General features: G+C 30.7%; 22 protein-coding genes and 1 pseudogene. 5 read left to right on the top strand and 18 right to left on the bottom strand.

Annotated features, from left to right (window positions below):
- Positions 1–37: 37 nt before the first annotated feature.
- The 3 genes from CONE_RS01695 to CONE_RS01685 are packed head-to-tail and all read right to left on the bottom strand — an operon-like array spanning position 38 to position 1,479.
- A complete protein-coding gene (locus CONE_RS01695; RefSeq protein WP_015397022.1) occupies positions 38–730 on the bottom strand; it encodes a VIT1/CCC1 transporter family protein in 693 nt (230 codons plus the stop codon).
- Positions 708–1,055, bottom strand: a complete 348-nt coding sequence (locus CONE_RS01690) for an RnfH family protein (protein WP_015397021.1) — start codon at positions 1,053–1,055, stop codon at positions 708–710. The genes CONE_RS01695 and CONE_RS01690 overlap by 23 nt, the downstream gene beginning before the upstream one ends.
- On the bottom strand, positions 1,039–1,479 hold the full coding sequence (locus CONE_RS01685) for a type II toxin-antitoxin system RatA family toxin (protein ID WP_015397020.1): 441 nt from the start codon (positions 1,477–1,479) through the stop codon (positions 1,039–1,041). Before CONE_RS01685 ends, CONE_RS01690 begins: the two co-directional genes overlap by 17 nt.
- Before the next feature lie 41 nt (positions 1,480–1,520).
- On the opposite strand from CONE_RS01685, the gene smpB reads away from it, so the two are divergent.
- Positions 1,521–1,967, top strand: coding sequence for an SsrA-binding protein SmpB (smpB, locus tag CONE_RS01680; protein WP_015397019.1), 447 nt, complete (start codon positions 1,521–1,523; stop codon positions 1,965–1,967).
- 81 nt (positions 1,968–2,048) lie between these two features.
- On the opposite strand, the gene ppsA is transcribed toward smpB, so the two are convergent.
- Positions 2,049–4,418 carry a phosphoenolpyruvate synthase gene (ppsA, locus tag CONE_RS01675; protein WP_041862199.1) on the bottom strand — a complete coding sequence of 790 codons (2,370 nt, stop codon included), beginning with the start codon at positions 4,416–4,418 and terminating at the stop codon, positions 2,049–2,051.
- A gap of 172 nt (positions 4,419–4,590) precedes the next feature.
- Here ppsA and ppsR point away from each other — a divergent pair, with 172 nt between their 5' ends.
- Positions 4,591–5,424 carry a posphoenolpyruvate synthetase regulatory kinase/phosphorylase PpsR gene (gene ppsR / locus CONE_RS01670; protein WP_015397017.1) on the top strand — a complete coding sequence of 278 codons (834 nt, stop codon included), beginning with the start codon at positions 4,591–4,593 and terminating at the stop codon, positions 5,422–5,424.
- Here ppsR and rnhB read toward each other — a convergent pair.
- From rnhB to rpsB, 12 genes and pseudogenes are all read right to left on the bottom strand, one after another.
- The gene (rnhB, locus tag CONE_RS01665) at positions 5,416–6,027 is read right to left on the bottom strand and encodes a ribonuclease HII (RefSeq protein ID WP_015397016.1); all 612 of its coding nucleotides are present in this window, start codon (positions 6,025–6,027) and stop codon (positions 5,416–5,418) included. The genes ppsR and rnhB overlap by 9 nt on opposite strands.
- Positions 6,028–6,649: 622 nt before the next feature.
- Positions 6,650–7,102 (bottom strand): 3-hydroxyacyl-ACP dehydratase FabZ, encoded by a 453-nt coding sequence (fabZ, locus tag CONE_RS01660; protein WP_015397015.1) that lies wholly within the window; start codon positions 7,100–7,102, stop codon positions 6,650–6,652.
- Positions 7,103–7,379: 277 nt separating this feature from the next.
- A pseudogene (locus tag CONE_RS03850) lies at positions 7,380–7,475 on the bottom strand (hypothetical protein); the annotation flags it as partial.
- 77 nt (positions 7,476–7,552) lie between these two features.
- Entirely contained in the window at positions 7,553–8,107 is a 555-nt protein-coding gene (locus CONE_RS01655; protein ID WP_015397014.1) for an OmpH/Skp family outer membrane protein, read from the bottom strand.
- A gap of 41 nt (positions 8,108–8,148) precedes the next feature.
- The gene (bamA, locus tag CONE_RS01650) at positions 8,149–10,440 is read right to left on the bottom strand and encodes an outer membrane protein assembly factor BamA (RefSeq protein ID WP_015397013.1); all 2,292 of its coding nucleotides are present in this window, start codon (positions 10,438–10,440) and stop codon (positions 8,149–8,151) included.
- 108 nt (positions 10,441–10,548) lie between these two features.
- The gene (gene dxr / locus CONE_RS01645; RefSeq protein WP_041862198.1) at positions 10,549–11,748 is read right to left on the bottom strand and encodes a 1-deoxy-D-xylulose-5-phosphate reductoisomerase; all 1,200 of its coding nucleotides are present in this window, start codon (positions 11,746–11,748) and stop codon (positions 10,549–10,551) included.
- Positions 11,745–12,593 carry a phosphatidate cytidylyltransferase gene (locus CONE_RS01640; protein ID WP_015397011.1) on the bottom strand — a complete coding sequence of 283 codons (849 nt, stop codon included), beginning with the start codon at positions 12,591–12,593 and terminating at the stop codon, positions 11,745–11,747. Before CONE_RS01640 ends, dxr begins: the two co-directional genes overlap by 4 nt.
- A gap of 21 nt (positions 12,594–12,614) precedes the next feature.
- Positions 12,615–13,355, bottom strand: coding sequence for a polyprenyl diphosphate synthase (gene uppS / locus CONE_RS01635; protein WP_015397010.1), 741 nt, complete (start codon positions 13,353–13,355; stop codon positions 12,615–12,617).
- A 71-nt stretch (positions 13,356–13,426) separates the two neighbouring features.
- Positions 13,427–13,987 (bottom strand): ribosome recycling factor, encoded by a 561-nt coding sequence (gene frr / locus CONE_RS01630; RefSeq protein WP_015397009.1) that lies wholly within the window; start codon positions 13,985–13,987, stop codon positions 13,427–13,429.
- A gap of 14 nt (positions 13,988–14,001) precedes the next feature.
- Positions 14,002–14,718, bottom strand: coding sequence for a UMP kinase (pyrH, locus tag CONE_RS01625; RefSeq protein ID WP_015397008.1), 717 nt, complete (start codon positions 14,716–14,718; stop codon positions 14,002–14,004).
- 96 nt (positions 14,719–14,814) lie between these two features.
- Complete coding sequence (tsf, locus tag CONE_RS01620) at positions 14,815–15,687, bottom strand: translation elongation factor Ts (protein WP_015397007.1); 873 nt, start codon at positions 15,685–15,687, stop codon at positions 14,815–14,817.
- 45 nt (positions 15,688–15,732) lie between these two features.
- The gene (gene rpsB / locus CONE_RS01615; protein WP_015397006.1) at positions 15,733–16,473 is read right to left on the bottom strand and encodes a 30S ribosomal protein S2; all 741 of its coding nucleotides are present in this window, start codon (positions 16,471–16,473) and stop codon (positions 15,733–15,735) included.
- Positions 16,474–16,802: 329 nt separating this feature from the next.
- Between rpsB and map the strand changes: the two genes are divergently transcribed.
- From map to CONE_RS01600, 3 genes are all read left to right on the top strand, one after another.
- Positions 16,803–17,615 (top strand): type I methionyl aminopeptidase, encoded by an 813-nt coding sequence (map, locus tag CONE_RS01610; protein ID WP_015397005.1) that lies wholly within the window; start codon positions 16,803–16,805, stop codon positions 17,613–17,615.
- A 180-nt stretch (positions 17,616–17,795) separates the two neighbouring features.
- Entirely contained in the window at positions 17,796–18,479 is a 684-nt protein-coding gene (locus CONE_RS01605; RefSeq protein WP_015397004.1) for a MarC family protein, read from the top strand.
- Positions 18,480–18,536: 57 nt separating this feature from the next.
- Positions 18,537–19,019: a disulfide bond formation protein B gene (locus CONE_RS01600; protein WP_015397003.1), complete on the top strand. Its 483-nt coding sequence runs from the start codon at positions 18,537–18,539 to the stop codon at positions 19,017–19,019.
- Between the two features lie 87 nt (positions 19,020–19,106).
- Here the strand turns inward: CONE_RS01600 and purF are convergent, their stop codons facing one another.
- Both purF and CONE_RS01590 read right to left on the bottom strand, forming a co-directional pair.
- A complete protein-coding gene (gene purF, locus CONE_RS01595) occupies positions 19,107–20,564 on the bottom strand; it encodes an amidophosphoribosyltransferase (protein ID WP_015397002.1) in 1,458 nt (485 codons plus the stop codon).
- Positions 20,565–20,607: 43 nt separating this feature from the next.
- Positions 20,608–21,072 (bottom strand): CvpA family protein, encoded by a 465-nt coding sequence (locus CONE_RS01590; RefSeq protein ID WP_015397001.1) that lies wholly within the window; start codon positions 21,070–21,072, stop codon positions 20,608–20,610.
- Between the last annotated feature and the right edge of the window lie 44 nt (positions 21,073–21,116).

Here is a 21,116-nt window from a genome sequence, read left to right as displayed (position 1 = left end):
AAATCTTGTTCAATAGTCAAAATAATATCAAGTCACTCTAATTACCAATAACGCCAAATAACGAACCTGTACTTGAGACAAATAACATAGATATTGCTCCAAGTATAGTTATTCTTTTAACAGCAGGCCATATGTTTGCCCCACCAGTTTTTGCTGAAATAGCACCCAATACGCCAAGACTAAAAACTGAACTTATTATAATAGTTGGAATAAATAATTCTATAGGAGCAAATAAAGATACAGCTAAAGGCACCATTTCTCCAATCGCAAATGATACTGCCGATGCGAAAGCAGCCTGTAAAGGTTTTGCTCTATTATGTAATGATATTCCTAGCTCATCTCTAGCATGAGCATCTAGAGCATCATGATTCGTCAATTCTATAGCAACTTCTTTTGCTAATCGATTAGAAAGTCCTCTATTTATGTAAATTTGTGCTAATTCTTCTAGTTCATCATCGTGATTTTTTTTTAAAGAGTGTTGCTCCATTTGCAGATCTGCAGATTCAATATCTGACTGTGATTTTACTGAAACATACTCCCCAACCGCCATAGAAAGCGCTCCAGCTATCAATCCAGATAAACCAGCGCTCATAATAGAATAGTAACCGCAATTAGCAGCAGCAATACCGGTCATTAAACAGGCCGTAGAAATTATACCATCATTAGCTCCCAAAACTGCTGCTCTCAACCAACCTGATCTGAAAATTCTATGATGTTCTTTTGCTGACATTTTCACCTACCTTTCTTAAAAGGTTAATATTTTTTCTCTGAATAATACTTTTAATTCTTCTGGACTTTTTTGGATCATTCAGCAACGGTCTATATATCTCTATTCTATCACCATCAGCTAATATAGTATCTATCGTCTTTATTTTACCAAATATACCAACATTATTATTGTAATAATCAATATCTAAGAAATAACTGTTAATTTTGGAAAAAATTATAGCTTCGTTGATAGTAGATCCTGCAGGTATAATTAATTTTTTTAAGAAAGATTTACCATCATTTTTTATATAACAAATAGATACAGATATATTAATCTTTTTCTCCATATATATGATTTGCTCTTTCTTTAAATTTACATATAAAACTATTAGCTATACGACTAAATACTGGAGATATAATCATACTTAATAATTTATTAGAAAAACTGTATTCTAACTCGAACTCAACTATACATGAATTTTTTACTTTTTCTGTAAAAGTCCAACTGCCTGATAAATATGAAAACGGTCCATCAACTAACTCTATATCAATTTTATTTGGATATTTATACTTGTTCATAGTTGTAAAACTATTGCTAATACCATATATAATCATAACTATAGAAGCTTTTGTTTGAATGTCATCGTGATACTCTATCTTTGATCCACCGCACCAAGGCATAAAATCTTGATACTCATCAATATTAGATACTAGATCAAACATTTGGTTAGAACTGTAAGGAAGTATAGTAGATTTATATATTTTATGCATAGCATACACACAATAACACAATAATATATTTAGAAAAAATTATGAAAATAACTGAGAATAGGAAATTATATCACGATTATTTTATTGAAGACAGCTATGAAGCAGGTATAGTGCTTTGTGGATGGGAGGTAAAGTCTATAAGAAACAAACAAGTTCAGATAAAAGATGGATATATAATAATAAGGGATACAGAATTATTTATAATAGGCATGAATATAACACCAATGATAAGTGCTTCTAATCATGTAAATATAGACCCTTATCGCAGTAGAAAATTATTGATGAAATCTGATCAGATAAAACGATTAATAGGAAAAGTAGAACAAAAAGGTTACTCTCTATTGCCTTTGAATTTACATTACAAGAAACATTTAATAAAATTAGATATAGCCTTAGGAAAAGGAAAAAAATCTTATGATAAAAGACAAACAATTAAAGAAAAAGAATGGGAAGAAGAAAGAAAGAATAATAAATATAAATTAAAATAAAAATAAAAATAAAATACGAAAATCCACGATGCCATCCACAAAATTAGATATCTTATAGATGGCATTTCAAAATATTATATTTTACTTATTATTAGCTAGAAGCTTCCAAGTATCAACAACAGAATCAGGATTCAAAGATATTGATGATATTCCCTTATCTTTTAACCATTTAGCGAAATCAGGATGATCACTAGGACCTTGTCCACAAATACCAATATATTTCTTGGATTTTATACACGACTGTATCGCTCTATTTAACATGAATTTAACAGCCTCATCCCTTTCATCAAAATCAGCAGCAAGTAATTCCATTCCAGAATCTCTGTCAAGACCAAGAGTTAATTGGGTCATATCATTAGATCCTATAGAAAAACCATCAAAATATTCTAGGAATTTCTCTGCCAAAATAGCGTTACTAGGAATTTCACACATCATTATAATTCTTAGTCCATTTTCTCCTCTCTTTAAACCATTTTCAGCTAATAAATCTATAACCTTTTTAGCTTGGTTAACAGTTCTGACAAAAGGCACCATTATTTCAACATTAGTCAATCCCATGTCATTACGAACTTTTCTGAATGCTTCACATTCCATAAGGAAACAATCTTTAAAGTCTCCAGCAATATACCTAGAAGCACCCCTAAAACCCAGCATAGGATTTTCTTCTTCAGGCTCATATCTAGATCCACCTATTAGCTTTCTATATTCATTTGATTTAAAATCAGATAAACGAACAATAACCGGTTTTGGCCAAAAAGCAGCAGCAATAGTTGAAATACCTTCTGACATTTTTTCTATAAAAAACTTACGTGGACTAGAATAACCTCTGGCAGAAGACTCTACTGCTTTCTTTAAATTATTATCAACATTTGGATAATCTAAAACAGCTTTAGGATGAACTCCAATATTATTGTTTATAATGAATTCTAAACGAGCTAAACCAACACCATTATTAGGTAATTGTGAAAAATCGAAAGCTAGCTGAGGATTACCAACATTCATCATTATTTTTAGATCTATGCTTGGCATATCTCCTCTACATACATCTTCAATCTCAGTTTCTATCAGTCCGTCGTATATATAACCCTCATCACCTTCTGAACATGAAACTGTGACATTTTGGCCATCTTTAAGGATATTAGTTGCATCGCCACATCCAACAACAGCTGGAATACCAAGCTCTCGAGCTATTATAGCAGCATGACAAGTTCTTCCTCCTCTATTTGTTACAATTGCTGAAGCTTTTTTCATTACTGGTTCCCAATTAGGGTCAGTCATGTCTGTAACTAATACATCACCTGCTTGAACTCTATCTATTTCTGAAGTATCAAAAACTACCTTTACTGGACCCGATCCTATTTTTTGTCCTATAGCTCTACCACTTATTAATATTTTACCAGTAGCCTTTAATTTATAACGCTGTTGAATATCTTTATTAACTTGTTGAGACTGTACTGTTTCTGGACGAGCTTGCAAGATATAAATCTTGCCATCAATTCCATCTCTACCCCACTCGATATCCATAGGCCTACCATAATGACGCTCGATTATAACAGCATATTTTGCTAGCTCAGTAATCTCTTGGTCATTTAAAGAATATTTATTTCTATCTGATAAACTAACATCAACAGTGCGGACTGCAGAACCAATACTAAGATCATCGTTAAATTCCATCTTAATTAATTTAGATCCGATACGACGGCTTACTATAGCATCCAAATTCTTTTCCAAAGAAGTTTTAAATACATAAAACTCATCTGGGTTCACAGCCCCTTGCACAACTGTTTCGCCTAAACCATATGAAGAAGTTATAAAAACAACATCCGAAAAACCAGATTCAGTGTCGATTGTAAACATTACACCAGCGCTTCCCTTATCTGACCTAACCATTTTTTGTATGCCTGCAGATAAAGCAACATCAGTATTATCATATCCTTTATGAACTCTATAAGATATTGCTCTATCATTATACAAGGAAGCAAAAACATGCTTTATTTTTTCTAAAATATCTACAATACCTACTACATTAAGAAATGTTTCTTGCTGACCAGCAAAAGAAGCATCTGGTAGATCTTCAGCAGTAGCCGAAGACCTAACTGCGAATGATCCGTTTCCATCAATATCTAATTTTTTGAAAGCATCCCTTATACTTTTTTCAAAATTCTCAGAAAATTTGGTATTCATTATTAAATCTCGAATCTCAGATCCTGCTTTAGATAATTCATAAATATTATCCGGATTCAAGTTTCTTAACTTTTCAGATATTTTTTCATCTAAGTTAGAAGATTTTAAAAAATCTCGAAAGGCATGTGCTGTTGTAGCAAAACCACTAGGAACTCTGACTCCAGCATCTGATAATTGACTTATCATCTCACCTAGAGAAGCGTTTTTACCACCAACTGAAGCTACATCAGACATACGTAACTTCTCAAATGGAATTATGTAAGACATTTAAATCACCTATAAAAATATAAAAACAATATGATTAAAGAATTAAATCTATTAATACATTTATCATATTATTCTGATAATAATGCCCATTATAATGAAAATTTTCAAACTATCACTATTTAAGCTCTAAAATGTAATATTAGATCAATTTTTTTAAAAGGATTTGAAATAAATGAAACAAAACATCATCGAAAGAACAGTGTATCTTGTATCAGATAGCACAGGCATAACCGCTGAAACATTCAGCAATGCTGTTTTATCGCAGTTCGATACAATGAAATTTAAACAAATACACTTACCATTCATATTCTCCCTAGAAAAAGCAAAAGAAGTAGTTAATAGAATCAATCAGAATGCACTTGATACAGGTAATCTACCTATCGTATTTAGTACATTAGTAAACCATGAGATAATGAATACTGTACGTAGTGCGAACGGAATATTTTTAGATATATTCGGTACTTTTGTAAGCAACATAGAACAACTTATAGGTCATAAGTCTAATAATTCTATAGGAAGATCACATAATGTGACTAATACGGAAAAATATCGCAATAGAATTGATGCTATAAATTTCAGCTTATCACATGATGATGGTCAATTCGTACATCAATTAAATCAAGCTGACGTTATTTTAATAGGTGTATCTCGTTGTGGAAAAACTCCAACCAGTCTGTATTTAGCTATGCAATATGCTATAAAAGCTGCAAATTTTCCGTTAACACCAGATGATTTTGAAAGAAATACTTTACCATCTACAATATTTCCATACAAAAATAAACTTTTTGGTCTATCAATACACCCAGAAAGACTATCAGAAGTTAGGAATGAAAGACGCCCTAATAGCAGTTATTCTACTATAGAGCAGTGCCGTTATGAAGTAACAGAGTCAGAAAAGATGATGAGAAGAGACGGTATACCATGGTTGTCTACAACTACAAAATCAATTGAGGAGATAGCAACTACTGTCTTACAAGAAATTGGTCTAGATCGTAAATTAGCCTAAGTGCATGCTGATAAAAGTTTTTACTGGAGAGAAACTTTTTCTATGTTCTTTACATGGGCCATATTTTTTCAACAAAATTATATGTTCTTTCGTTCCATAGCCTTTGTGTTTATTGAGCAGATAGCATGGATATTGATAATGTAAATTTAACATTTCTTTATCCCTTTCTGTTTTTGCTATTATAGAAGCAGCTGATATTGCTGGTATGGTGCTATCACCTTTCACTATTGTACTTACTTTATATTTTAAATTTGGTGATTGATTACCATCAATGAGAACAATGTCTGGTAATACTTGCAATTTTAATACTGCGTTCTTCATAGCTAGCAAAGTTGCTTGCAAAATATTTAAATTATCTATGTCACTAACATTTATACTAGAAACACTCCAACATATAGATTTTTGCTTTATTATAATGGATAAATCTTCTCGCTTTTTTGGAGATAATTTTTTAGAATCATTTAAACCTTCAATAGGAAATCTTTTATCTAAAATAACTGCTGCAGCATATACTGGTCCAGCTAATGCTCCTCTACCTGCCTCATCAACACCAGCTATGATATCTGAATAATTGTTTATATATTTTGATTGTGAATAAATCATTTTTTTTAAGTCTCAAATGTGTTTTATGCTATCAAATTAATTGTATCTATTTTCAATTCATTATGAATATAAATAAAATTTCTAATAATTTTGTTACAATAACTAAAAGATCATCAGTAAAAACATTATGAAATTAAATTCACAGAATATAAGAATGCTGCTGACCTAATTTCCATAACATTATTTTTTGGGTTATTAATGATAAAATATAATAAATAAATACTGGTCTTTTTAAACTAAAAACTCTCTAATTTGCCTTACTAACAAAATCGCATCATTAGCTTAGATAGCATAACAATTTCTGAAGGTATACTGCCTGGCAATATTGCTAAGAGATTCTTGATAGCGTTAAAATTTAAAATTTTTCTGGTATATTATTGCGATAATATATAATTAATTATATAAATCCTAATGTATATTTTTTATCATTAAGAATTAGGAACTACGCCAATGTCTCATAAAAAAACATTATCTTTTACTTATAGTAAATAACACAATGACCTACTACTACTTGTTCCTGAATTTACGAATACTTTAGTTCCTGTCAACTTGTGTAGCGTCCTATAGCGACAGAATATCAATATTATCTGAAACATTTTCAATAGCAGTTGAATGTATATTTCTATTCATTTAATTTGCGAATTGCACACATTAATTTAGTTTCAGCTACAATTTGAGAATCTACTAAGGCTCGTGCTTTGTATTTGCAAATAGAACGACTTAAACGTTCTGCATTAACCTCTAAACGTAATTGATCACCTGGCACAACTGGACGCCGAAAACGAGTTTCATCAATACCAACTAAGTAATATGCTGTATTAATATCAATCTTCCCAAGATTGCCATCATCTATAAAAGAAAACAAAGCTGCTGATTGTGCCAATGCCTCTATGATTAAAACTCCTGGCATGATAGGAAGATGTGGGAAATGACCATTAAAAAAAGGTTCATTAATAGACACGTTTTTGATAGCTACTATAGATTTACCGGGAATCATCTCAAGTACACGGTCTACTAACAACATAGGATAACGATGAGGTAATCGTTTCATTATATCCTGTATATTTAATTCCATCTATAAAATCCTAAAATTTTCTAATATAAAACTATTAAGTATATATTTATCATTTTCTAAAAAATTATTTAATAATTTTTCTTCTTTCAAAATGAGTAAAATAAGGATAAATACTGGTACATCTACTAGATTTTATAATATTTGATCTAATTGCATTAGAACCCAGACATATGAGCGTCATTTACAATAGTTAACTGACCTGAAACATAGCTGTACCAGCTATTATACATCTTTATTTGATTATGCTATACAAACTCAAACTATAGCTGTGTTATCCACCTATTTTCACATTGTGATATATCATTATCTGATTATCCAGCCTTACTCCATTATAATAGATAATAGTTTTATATAAAGCTCCTTTATAGGTTGTCTGTTACATTTATAATATAGTTGTGAAATAAAGATAATCATTTCTCCAAGTTTATAGATTTATCTTAATTGTATAAATCATTTATTTAAAAGGCTAATAACCTGATCTGTAATATCAATTCTAGGATTTACTGCTATAGCATCCTGTAGTATTAGGTCGAAATTATCTTGCTCTGCTATATTTTTAATGCTCTCATTTACCATTGAGATAATAGAAGAAAATTCTTCATTTCTCCTTCTATTGAAATCTTCTTGAAATTCACGACGCTTGCGTTGAAGATCCACATCTAGATTATTCAAGTTCCTCTGTAGCTGTATCTTTTCATTCTCTGATATAACCAAAGATTCTTTGTCAAATTTTTCAATTTGAGAGCGCAAGCTTAGACTTAGTTTTTGTAACTCTTCATCTCTTTTTTTAAACTCAACTTCAATTTTCTTTTGTGATGCCTTAGCAGGATTAGACTCTTTTAAAATACGGTCAGTGTTTACAAAACCTATTTTTATTTCTTCAGCAAAAGAATGAAAAGGTACGGTAGCAAAAAAAACGAAAATAAAAAGAGTTTTGAAAATCAGTTTATTTTTTGTATTTCTAGAAAAATTACAAATAAATTTATCAAACTTAAAGTTAAACATAATATAAATATCACTCTTAATAAAATAAAAAATCAAATTGCTCAAAAATTAGTTCCCAATTGTATTTGCAGATTTTGTATGTCATCGTCAATATGTCTATTCAAAGGCACTCCATAAGAAATCTGCATAATTCCAACTGGAGATTTCCAAGAAACACCTAAACCAGCAGAATATCGCCATCCACAATCAATAGAATCATTATATTTTTTAATGCTTTCATTAAAAACTCTACCAGAATCGATAAATAAAAAAGGCCTTAAAGTTTTATCTACAGATTCATTCGGAAGAGGTATATAAAATTGGGCATTAGCTAAAATACGTTTAGACCCTCCAATATACTCTCCAGTAAAAAAATCTCTAGGACCTACAGAGGAATTTCTATAGCCACGAACACTACCTATTCCACCTGCATACATATTTTTTATAGATGGATAATCTTTACTACCGTAACTTATTCCATAATCAATCAGTCCATTGATAGATACTATATATTTATCAGCAAATAGTAGATAACGTTGATAATTAGCAGTTATAAGAAAATACTTCATATCCATAAATGAAAAATCTAATTTTGCACCTTTAAACGAACCTACTCTTGGGAAAACATTACTATCACGAGTATCATCTGATATGCCTAAATTTATGTTAATTGATTTTGTGTTACAACCATATTGATTTACAAATCTATTATAAACTGAAGATAATTTGTTAAAGGAAATAATGTTATTTTGCTCTATGGAAGAACCAAAGGATAAGGCACTTGATTCTGAGATAGGAATCTCTAAATTAAATCCTTGCTTAAAGGATTTAATTTTACAATTATTACCTACTTCATGCTGATTATTGATTTTATAATCAAGCATTATAGTACTTTTGATTTTCTTATCTAAAAAATATGGATCCGTATATGATATAGTGGCTGAGCTGTTTGCTTTGCTACGATTTAGCTGTAGCGTTAACTCTGAACCATTTCCAAATAGGTTTTCATCACTTACCATAGCAGAAAAAACAGTCTTATCTGAAGAACCATAGCCAAAACCAATATTAAAAATACCTGTAGGCTTTTCTTCAACATCTATATTTATATCAACAAGATCGTTAGAATCAGGACATGAATTAAATTCCATCACAACCTTATTAAAAAAACCCAACCTATCTAGTTTTTCTTTAGATAATTTGATTTTTTGATGATTATATATCGACGATTCAAGCTGACGCAGTTCTCTTCTTATTACTTTATCATGTGTATAAGAATTACCTGTTATATTAATTTTGTTAATATAAACAGTATCTCCGATATCTACACTAAAAATAATATCAATCAAAGATTCTGCTTCTTTAGTTTCTATGAAAAAATTTATATCAGCCAAAGCAAATCCAAAATTGCCTAAATATTCTCTTATTGAAAGAATGGTATTATTAATATTAGATATAGAATATATATCACCATTCTTAATTTTTATTATATCAAAAACCTTTTTATAAAGCTCACATGAATTACATAGTAATTTTATATCGTTGATTTTATACAATGATCCTTCATCGATAGAAATAAGTATATCTACCATATCTTTATTATAGGAAAAATTAATCTTTTGATCTTGGACTTTAAAATCAGCATAACCGTTATTCATATAAAAAACACGTAATCTATCTAAATCAGATTCTAGAATATCACTGATAAATACATCATTTTTTTTGTACCAAGAAAACAAATTAGTAGAATTAGACTTGAATAACTTTAATAATGATTTTTCTGAAAAAATTTTATTGCCTTTTATATGAATACTTCTTATTTTTGATATAGGACCTTCATCAATATTAAAACTAATGTCAACTAATTCATTAGAAAGAATTTTTTTGTCTACAGATATTTCTATACCGTGTATACCTTTAGCAGAATAATTAAGCTTTATTTCATTTTTAATTTTGTTTAAAGAATTTAGGTTTAAAAAAGATCCTTCAATAAAATTAAATTTATTTAAAATATTTAGCATATACTCTTTACTAAAATTATTAACTCCGTGAAATTCAACTGAATGTAAAAGAGGCATTTCTTTAACACTAATAATAGCAATATCATTTTCTATTTTTATAGAAACATCATCAAAAAAACCGATATCATATAAATTATTTACGGTTCTAGATAACTCTTGTTCTGATATTTTTTCTCCTATTTTGAATGGCAATTTTTCAATAATTACAGATCTATCAACTTTATTAATTCCATCTATATATATATCTTGCACAACAAAATCGCTAGAAGTATAAGAAACTACAGGAAATAGAAATGCAGCAAATGCTAATAATATATTTACTCTAAATAAAGACATCGTAAACAGATCCTAATATGTTAAAGGAGTTTAATAATCCTAAAGAAATTTTCTCAAAAACAAATAAAAAATTCCTGTAATATCAGTGCAACACTTTATATTATTTAATCATACATGACAAATCTTACGAGCAAAATCACGAGTAATCCTATCTAAATGCAATATATCATCCAGATTATTTAAAGAATAAGGAATTTTTTGCTCATACCAATTTATAGAAGCATCTATAATTCTTGAAATACTTGTATATCTTATATTTTCATTAAGAAAAGCATCTACAGCAACTTCATTAGCAGCATTTAAAACAATACAATGAGCTTGTCCTAATTTTAAAGCATCAAAAGCTAATGATAAACATGGAAATTTTATAAAATCAGGCTGGTAAAAATCAAGTTTTCTAAGCTCTGTAAAATCTACAAAACCAACTTTATTTTTTGTTCTAATTGGAAAACCCAAAGCATAAGATATAGGAATACCCATATCTGGCTTACTTAATTGTGCTATGATTGAACCATCAATGTACTCAACCATAGAATGTATTACACTTTGTGGATGTATTAATATTTCAATTTTTCTTGTAGGAATATTAAACAACCAATGCGTTTCAATAACTTCAAATCCTTTATTTATCATAGTTGAGGAATCTACTGATATTTTAGGACCCATGTTCCATCTTGGATGCGAGCATGCCTTTTCTGGAGTTACATTCTGCAAACTATCTAGGCTATATCCACGAAATGGACCACCAGAAGCTGTCAACAGTATACGATTGATGCTATTTTCTATTTTTTTAAAATCAATGCCATTTTCATTTCCACATAGACACTGAAAAATGGCATTGTGCTCACTATCTATAGGAATTAATTCTGCTTTGAAAGTAAAAACATACTGCATAAAAAGGTCTCCTGCTACTACTAAGACTTCTTTATTTGCCAACAAAATACGCTTACCTGCTTTAGCAGCAGCTAGAGCAGATGGCATACCAGCTATACCTACAATTGCAGCAATAACAGTATCATAACTGCTGTCATAAGCCATATCCACAAGGGATTCAGAACCAATTAATATTTTAGGGATAAGATTTTTGTTAGTCCATTTTTTATGAAAAAGTTCTTTAGCTTCAAGATTGGGAACAACAACTACCTTAACTCTATATTTAATCGCTTGAGCAACTAAACAATCTATACTGCTATAAGCACTAAGGCCAAAAACTTCAATATCCCCATGAAACGTGTCAATAATTTCAAGGGCTTTTTTACCAATTGATCCAGTAGATCCAAAAATAAAAACGCGACGAAACACACTCAAAATGATACCTCTGATAATAAAAACGCCGTAGGAACAACTGAAATTATTGCATCAAACCTATCATATACACCACCATGGCCAGGTAGAAGATTGCTTGAATCTTTAATACCAGAATTTCTTTTTAGTAAAGACTCAAACAAATCACCAAATATGGCAAGAAAAGATAATATTATTGAAAATAGCAATGCTAAAAATAATGACCATTTATCTATTAAAATACTAGAAAAGCTGCCCTCAATGAAGCTGCTTACATAAAACCATATAAAGGAAGCACAAATACCTGATACTGCTCCAGCAATAGTTTTATTAGGACTTATTTCACATGCTAATTTCTTTTTTCCAATAGATTTTCCTACAAAATATCCAGATATATCTACTGCACATATAAAAATCAACATAGAGATTATAAACCAGGAACCGTAACTGATATAGTAAAATACTATAATAAACCAAACAGAAGAACATAAGAAAATTGAGAAAATAGATATAAATAAACGCTCTGCATTAGAGAATACCCTAGCATAGGATACAGAAATTAAAGATAAAAGTAACCAAATCACATCAATAATTAATATTGCTTTATATAGTATGTTACTGTATTTAAAAACGATATTTATACTTACAAAAGGCAATGACAATGTTGCAATCATAAATAATAAAATTGGTAATAGCATGCAGTTTTTTTTTGAAACATAGGCAGGAACGGACATTAGAAGCCATTCCCATAAAACAAATGATATAATTACAGATAATAATACTATGAAGCTTCCTTCATATCTTGACAACAAAGACAAAGCAAAGACCGATACTAGCATTATCGCCGTTAAAACTCTATGTTTCAGCATTTAATAACTCACTTTGTTTTATTATTGCCTTGAATCTTTTTCTATTTGAGCACTTGTTTTTCCAAATCTACGCTCTCTTGTGAGATACCAGCGAAATGCTTCTTCCAATTCATTAGAACCAAAATCAGGCCAACAAATATCAGTAAAGTATAATTCTGTATATGCTAATTGCCATATTAGAAAATTAGAAATACGCCTCTCTCCTCCAGTTCGTATTAATAAATCTGGCTCCGGAGCCCAAGGCATAGAAAGATAGCGTGACATGATATCTTCATTTATATTATCTATATTATCTAAAATATCAGGCTCTTTTTTTAACATTTTTTTTACGGCCTGTAAGATATCCCATCTTCCGCCATAGTTTGCTGCTATTGTAAGATAAAGATTATTATTATGTGATGTTTTACAAATGACGCTCTTTATTAGATCTTGAAGGTATTTACCAAACCCATTAATGTCACCAATTATACGTAGATTTATACCCTTATCTACTAATCTATCTACTTCATTTTCTAAAGTTTTTATAAATAAATTCATTAGATATTCAATTTCATCAGCAGGCCTCCGCCAATTCTCTGAACTAAATGCAAATAAAGTAAGATAACGAATATCTAATTGACTAACTCTATCTATAATTTGGCCAACAGATCTTACCCCCTTAAAATGACCTGAAGATCTTGGTAGTAATCTCTTATTTGCCCAGCGACCATTACCATCCATAACAATCGCAACATGCTTCGGAAGCTGTTTATTAATCAACATGACTTATATACGACAGACCATTATAAACAATAAAGTCCAAGATTGCATTTCAAAGAAATTATTATATCTTATCAAATTGCCATTATTTCAGTCTCTTTTTTAGAGATTATCTGGCCTATTAATACAATATTATGGTCTGTTATTTTTTGTATCGATTCCTGAGATCTTTTTTCATCATCTTCAGATATGTCTTTATCTTTAACCATTTTTTTTAGAAGATCGTTAGCCTCTCGGCGAATATTGCGTACAGCTACTTTTGTTTCTTCGCCTTCAGATTTCACAACCTTAACCAAATTTTTACGTCGCTCTTCAGTTAAAGGAGGCATAGGAACTTTAATACTATCACCAAATGATATTGGATTAAGTCCTAAATCAGATTCTCTTATAGCCTTATCTATTACATTAATCATCTTCTTCTCATAAGGCACAACCTGTATGTTCCTAGCATCCAATAGATTAACATTAGCTATCTTGTTTATTGAAGTAGAAGAACCATAATAATCTACGGAAATATGATCAAGAATACCAACATGGGCACGACCTGTGCGAATTTTTGCTAAATTAGATACTAATACATCAACAGATTTAGACATTTTGCTTTCAATAGAAAGACGAATTTCATCTATATTCATAAAAAATTATCCCATTAAAGATGAACTAATGTGCCTTCATTTTCACCTATCACTACACGTTTCAAGGCACTAGATTTATATATAGAAAATACATTTATTGGTAATTTTTGGTAACGACATAATGCAAAAGCAGTAGCATCCATGACTTCAATTCTACGTACAATAACCTCATCAAAACATATGCGCATATATCTAGTAGCTGTAGGATCTTTTTTTGGGTCAGCACTATATATTCCATCAACCTTAGTAGCTTTTAACACAATTTCAGCACCAATTTCCGCACCACGTAATGCAGCTGCTGTGTCTGTGGTAAAAAAAGGATTTCCTGTTCCTGCGGCAAAAATAACTACTTTCCCCTCTTCTAAGTACCGTAGAGCCTTGGGTCTTATATAAGGCTCTACGACTTGATCTATATTTAAAGCAGACTGTACCCGAGCATCTACACCAAAACGTTTAAGTGAGTCCTGTAAAGCAAGAGCATTCATGATAGTAGCCATCATTCCCATGTAATCAGCAGTAGCACGGTCCATACCTTGAGCTCCTGGGGCGACGCCACGGAAAATATTACCTCCACCTATAACAATAGCTAATTCTACACCTAACTCAATAACCTTTAATATCTCTTCCGTGATACACAAAATGGTTGATCTGTTTATTCCAAAAGAATCATCACCCATAAGTGCCTCGCCAGAAAGTTTCAACAAAACTCTTTTATATGGTTTATTGTACATGCTTGAAATTCCGATGATTTACATACCAGTAGTAAACAACTCAACAATCTAACCAAAATAATAAGCTAATAAAAATCTTTCGTTATGGCAGATAAACTACATAGAACTAACCGCCGCGACTTCTGCAGCAAAATCTATCTCTTTTTTTTCAATACCGTCTCCAACAACATAAAATACAAAACTTTCAACCGACGAAGATTTTCCATCAAGCATTTGTTTCACAGTCTGTTTCTCATCTTTGACAAACATCTGAGACATTAATGTAACCTCTTTCAGAAATTTTTGTACAGACCCATCAACAATTTTCTCTATTATGTCATTTGGTTTACCAGATTTTTTCGCTTTTTCTAGGGCTATTGAACGCTCAGAATTAATTTCATCTATGTTGACACCAGAAGCGTCTACAGATTTTGGTTTAGCTGCTGCTATATGCATAGCGACATCTTTTCCTACATCTTCATTTCCAGAATGATCTACTAATACACCTATTCGACCATTATGACTATATCCCGATAAAGATCCACTTGCAGCTAATCTGATAAAACGACGAATAGAAATGTTTTCACCAATCTTGCCAATCATAGACCTTCTAACACCATCTACAGTATCAGTATCAAAAACTGTATTACTTAATCCTAACAAATCAGCTGGGTTATTAATTGTTACTATCTCTGCTAGTTTGTTTACAAAAGAAATAAATTCTTTATTTTTAGCAACAAAATCAGTCTCGCAATTAACCTCAATCAGAGCTCCTGACTTCAAGTCATCTGAAATATATAAACCTATTAAGCCTTCAGCAACTACACGAGAAGCTGCTTTATTAGCTTTGTTACCTAATTTTATTCTCAAAAGACCTTCTGCTTTTTTTATATCACCATCAGATTCGACTAGCGCTTTTTTACATTCCATCATAGGAGCATCAGTCTTTTCTCTCAATTCTTTTACAAGAGAAGCATTAATATTGGACATACTATTCCTAAAATATCTAACAAAAATAAAACTAAAAAGTAAATGTTAAAGACCTATCTCGACAAAGTCTTCAGTATTTTCTTTAATGCTATCAACAACGTCATCTAAATTTTTTTTACGACCTTCCAACACTGCATCTGCTATTCCTTTACAATAAAAAGATATTGCTTTTGCAGAATCATCATTACCTGGAATAACATAATCAACCCCATCAGGAGAATGATTAGTATCAACAACCGCAACCACTTTTATTCCTAAAGCTCTAGCTTCTGATATAGCAATCTTATGATATCCAACATCTACAATAAATATTGTATCTGGAAGGTTATTCATATTTTTAATACCGCCAATGGATTTATTTAGCTTGTCTAGCTCTCTATGAAATAACAATCCTTCTTTTTTTATCATTTTGTCGGCATGACCACTGGCAACAATATTTTCCATTTCTTTCAATCTTTTAATAGAAGATTTTACTGTTTTAAAATTAGTAAGCATTCCACCAAGCCATCTAGAATCAACATAAGGCATATTACATCTACTAGCTTCACTAGCAATAAATTCACGAGCTGCTCTTTTTGTGCCAACAAATAAAATATTATTATTGCTAGATGAAGATTTCTTAACGAATTTTAATGCTTCTAGATAATTCTCTACTGTTTTCTCAAGATTTATTATATGTATCTTATTTCTTTGACCAAAAATATACTGTGCCATTTTTGGATTCCAGTATCTTGTCTGATGTCCAAAATGAACACCTGCCTCTAACATTTCTCTCATCATAGACATAAAAACCTCCAAGGGTTAATTTCTTACAATACGTAAGCATCTATAATAACAAGACACCCCTGATAACGTATCGTGCGATTTGTGAATTTATATTTTTATATATCATTTAATATTTACAGCTGACAATTATACACAAACTAGTTAATTATGGCTTTAAGAATTAAAATAATAGTTAATTTATTTTATAAAAATAGCAATTATTTATAAGTAAAGCAAAATAATTATTGCAATCAATAATATTGAGATTTAATATCAATTTCATCATATAATTATTTGTCATAAATTATTATATTAACTCTCTATAAAAGAAAAATTTTTAAAAATATAAAATGGGTATTATTAAAAATAAAAATGATCTAAATAAAATGAGATCTGCTTGCCAGGATGCTGCAAAGATATTAGATTTCATAACAAATTATGTAAAACCAGGAGTTACAACAGGATATTTAGATAAATTATGTCTTGAATATCTAACAGATGAACTGAAAGTTAAATCAGCAACTGTCGGTTACGCTCCACCAGGACATTCGCCTTTCCCAGGATCAATATGTACTTCCGTAAATCATCAAGTATGTCATGGAATTCCTGGCAATAGAATTTTAAAAAATGGTGACTCTTTGAATATAGACGTTACTATCATAAAAGACGGATGGTATGGTGATACAAGCAGAATGTACTATGTAGGTGATCAATCAATACAATCGTTGAGACTATCAGAAATAACATATGAATGCATGTGGAAAGGCATACAGAAAGTAAAAAATTATGCCAGATTAGGCGATGTTGGGCACGCCATACAAAAACATGCTGAAGAAGCAGGTTTTTCCGTAGTAAGAGAATTTTGTGGTCATGGAATCGGAAAAAATTTTCATGAAGATCCACAAGTGCTTCACTATGGGAAACCTAATACCGGAGAATTATTAAAAACTGGTATGCTAATTACAATAGAACCAATGATAAATGCAGGAAAAAAAGGAATAAAACAATTGTCAGATGGATGGACAATAGTAACAAGCGATCATAGTCTTTCTGCACAGTGGGAGCATACAATATGCGTAACTGATACCGGATATGAAGTTTTAACTTTGTCATCAGGAACACCAAAACCACCATCATTTATTGATAATCGAGATATATTTTAAATAAATCTGTTATAATCGATCTGTCATGTCAATTGACTTAGTTAAATTTTAAATGCGCAAAATTATTAAGAGCGAGGAGAAATTATTACCACATATTCTTTTTAGAATTTTAATTAACTCGTAATTAGCAGTATGTCTAATGACACAAAATAATCGTTTAATTTTCAATTTACTTAAATTATGCTACTTTCAGAATTCTTATCCCCCTTAACAAAAAGTTTTTTATTCACTTTTGGAACATTGCTTCCTTTTTTGAATCCACCAGCAATTGCTCCAATATTTCTTTCCATGACAGAAAATGCATCGCCGGATACAAGGTTAATGTTAGCAAAAAAAGTTGCTAGTAACGTAGCTATTATGCTAGTGGCTACATTATTGATTGGAAATGCTATATTAGCCTTATTTGGAATATCCTTACCAATTGTAAGGCTAGGTGGTGGAACATTAATAATATTCAGTGCCTGGAACCTTATAACTTCTTCAGACGAAGGAAAATCTATTGTAGATGAAAAACAAGAATTAATGAGTTTAGAGCAAGCAAATTCTCGAGCATTTTATCCTTTAACATTTCCTGTAGCTTTTGGGCCAGGAGCTATATCAGGTGCTATAGCAGTAGGTATTTATCTAATCGAGAGTACTAATAGTATTAATACAATAACCATGAAATTATCGGGGTCTGTTTTAGCTATACTTTTACTATCATCGATACTTTATATATGTATGAAATTTTCAGCGCAGATGTTAAATAAATTGGGACGAAGCGGTACTACTGTATTTATGAAGCTTTCTTCCTTTATTATGCTTTGTCTTGGAGTTCAAATTTGTTGGGCTGGTGTAAATGAATTAGTTAGAACTTTTCTATAATTCAAAATTATATACAAAAGATAATTTTACTTATACTAAGATTTTATAGAGCCTATTATGCAAAAGACTTATCGTAATAAATTATTTATTTTGGTTTCTATACTTTGCTTCACTTCGATATTCGCAGCTCTTATATCTCAACATGTATTTGATATGAAGCCATGTTCTTGGTGTATTGTACAACGTTTTATTTTTTTTATAATAGGGATTGTTTCATTCTTAGGCTACTATGTAAGAAGTGATATATTGTCTAGAATTATAGCTATAATAATATCAGCATTAAGTGTGTTTGGTGTATGGGCTGCATATATGCAAAAGGTATCTTATTCTGAGAGTTTATCATGTATGACAACACCAGCAGATACATTAATTAACAGCACAGGATTTGATTCATCAATTCCTTGGTTGTTTAGTGTATATTCATCATGTGCAGATGATCCTGTTTTCTTATTTGGTGTCGAATATTTCGTATGGAGCTTATCTTTATTTGTAATATTAGCAGTTATAGCAATATCAGCAGCTATAAGAAATACTAATTAACCATATTTCTTTTTAGGTAAAAATAAAAACAGCATGTCCTATGCATTATAGGAAACTTGCTGTTTTTATTTTTAACAACGATACTTATTAAGATACTCTACTATTGCTTAAATTAGCTAAATAATTGGAATCTATATCCCCAGTTATATATTTTCCATCAAAACAAGAAGCATCAAAATTTGTAAGAGAATTATTGATATCAGTAATGGATTTCTTCATGTCCTCAATATCCTGATAAATTAATGCATCTGCCCCTATGAATTTTGCAATCTCTTCGTCTGTTCTGTTAGCAGCTATAAGCTCATTTTGAGTAGGCATGTCTATACCATAAACATTTTGATACTTTATTTGAGCTGCAGCTGATGCAAAATAAACTTTATTTGCTCCAGATGAGCGTGCCATCTCTACAATCTCTTTACTAGTAGTACCGCGAACAATAGAATCATCTACTAATAAAACATTTTTATTCTTAAATTCCATACTTATTGTATTTAATTTCTGCCTAACTGATTTCCTACGCATAGCCTGACCAGGCATAATAAAAGTTCTTCCAACGTATCTGTTCTTTATAAGACCTTCACGATAATCAAGGTTCAAAGAATGAGCTAATTGCATTGCTGCAGGACGTGAAGAATCTGGTATGGGTATAACAACGTCTATATCTCCGGAATTTACATATTTAGTTAATTTTTTAGCTAAATATTCACCCATTTTTAGTCTAGCATCATACACGGGAACTCTATCCATAAAAGAATCAGGGCGTGAGAAATATATATATTCAAATATACATGGAGAAAGTTTATGGTTTTCTGCACATTGTTTACTAAATAAATTACCATCCAAATCTATAAATATAGCTTCACCTGGATCTATATCACGAACAAAAGTAAATCCATTACCTTCTAAAGCAACTGATTCTGATGCAACCATCCATTCAGTACCCTTATTTGTCTCCTGTCTTCCAATACATAGTGGACGTATACCATTAACGTCACGGAAAGCAACTAATCCATAACCTGAAATAATTGATACAACGGCATAAGCACCTCTTACCCGTCTATGAACACCAGATATAGCTTGGAAAATTGAATTTTCATCAAGAACAACTCCATGAACAGCTGATTGTAATTCATTAGCAAACACATTAAGCAGAACTTCTGAATCAGAATTAGTGTTTATATGTCGCAAATCAACTCTAAATAAAGATTCTCTTAATTCTTGCCAGTTAGTCAAATTACCATTATGCGCAAACATAATACCGAAAGGTGCATTAACATAAAATGGTTGTGCTTCTTGTTCATTTACATTAGATCCAGATGTAGGATATCTTACTTGTCCTATACCACAATTACCTGGTAAAGAAAGCATATTATGGGTACGAAAAACATCTCTCACAAGACCATGTGATTTATGAAGATAAAACTGCCTATTATCAGATGTGGCTATACCAGCTGCATCTTGCCCCCTATGTTGTAAAAGCAACAAACTATCATATAACAGCTGATTTACCTGACTACGTCCCACGACACCAACTATTCCACACATAAAATAATTCCTAATGATATTAAGATTTCTATTAATGAGATTTTTAAATCTCTGATAGTAGAAATTCCCTAATTTTATAAACTAGATCCATAGCTGGTTTTACGAGAACTGAATCCATAAACCAATACTCTGTGGACAACATACTACAACATAACAAAAATAACAGAATCAATAATAAGCCACGCAATACTCCAAAGACAACACCTAATGCACGATCAATAGAGGACATTCCTGTCTTAACGACAAAGAATGATATTAAAATATTAATAAAACTACATGCTAATAAAACAGAAAAAAACACAACTAAATAAGATAAACAAATGCTAATTAACTGAGAGTCTATGTATCTTTCAATAAAATAATTAACATCCGGTGCAAATAATATAGTTAATAAGAATGATATGAAATAAGAAAAAAAAGAAAACAACTCTCTTACAAAACCACGAAAGTATCCAGTTATGCAAGAAACCAGCAATACACCGGTTAAGATATAATCAAAAAGATTCACTTTATTACCAAATAAATATATCTACTAATTTATAAATACAAAAA

It is taken from the genome of Candidatus Kinetoplastibacterium oncopeltii TCC290E, assembly GCF_000340865.1.
Classification (GTDB): domain Bacteria; phylum Pseudomonadota; class Gammaproteobacteria; order Burkholderiales; family Burkholderiaceae_B; genus Kinetoplastidibacterium; species Kinetoplastidibacterium stringomonadis.
The sequence above is the reverse complement of the archived record's forward strand: the minus strand, read 5'-3'. Positions and strand labels throughout refer to the sequence as shown.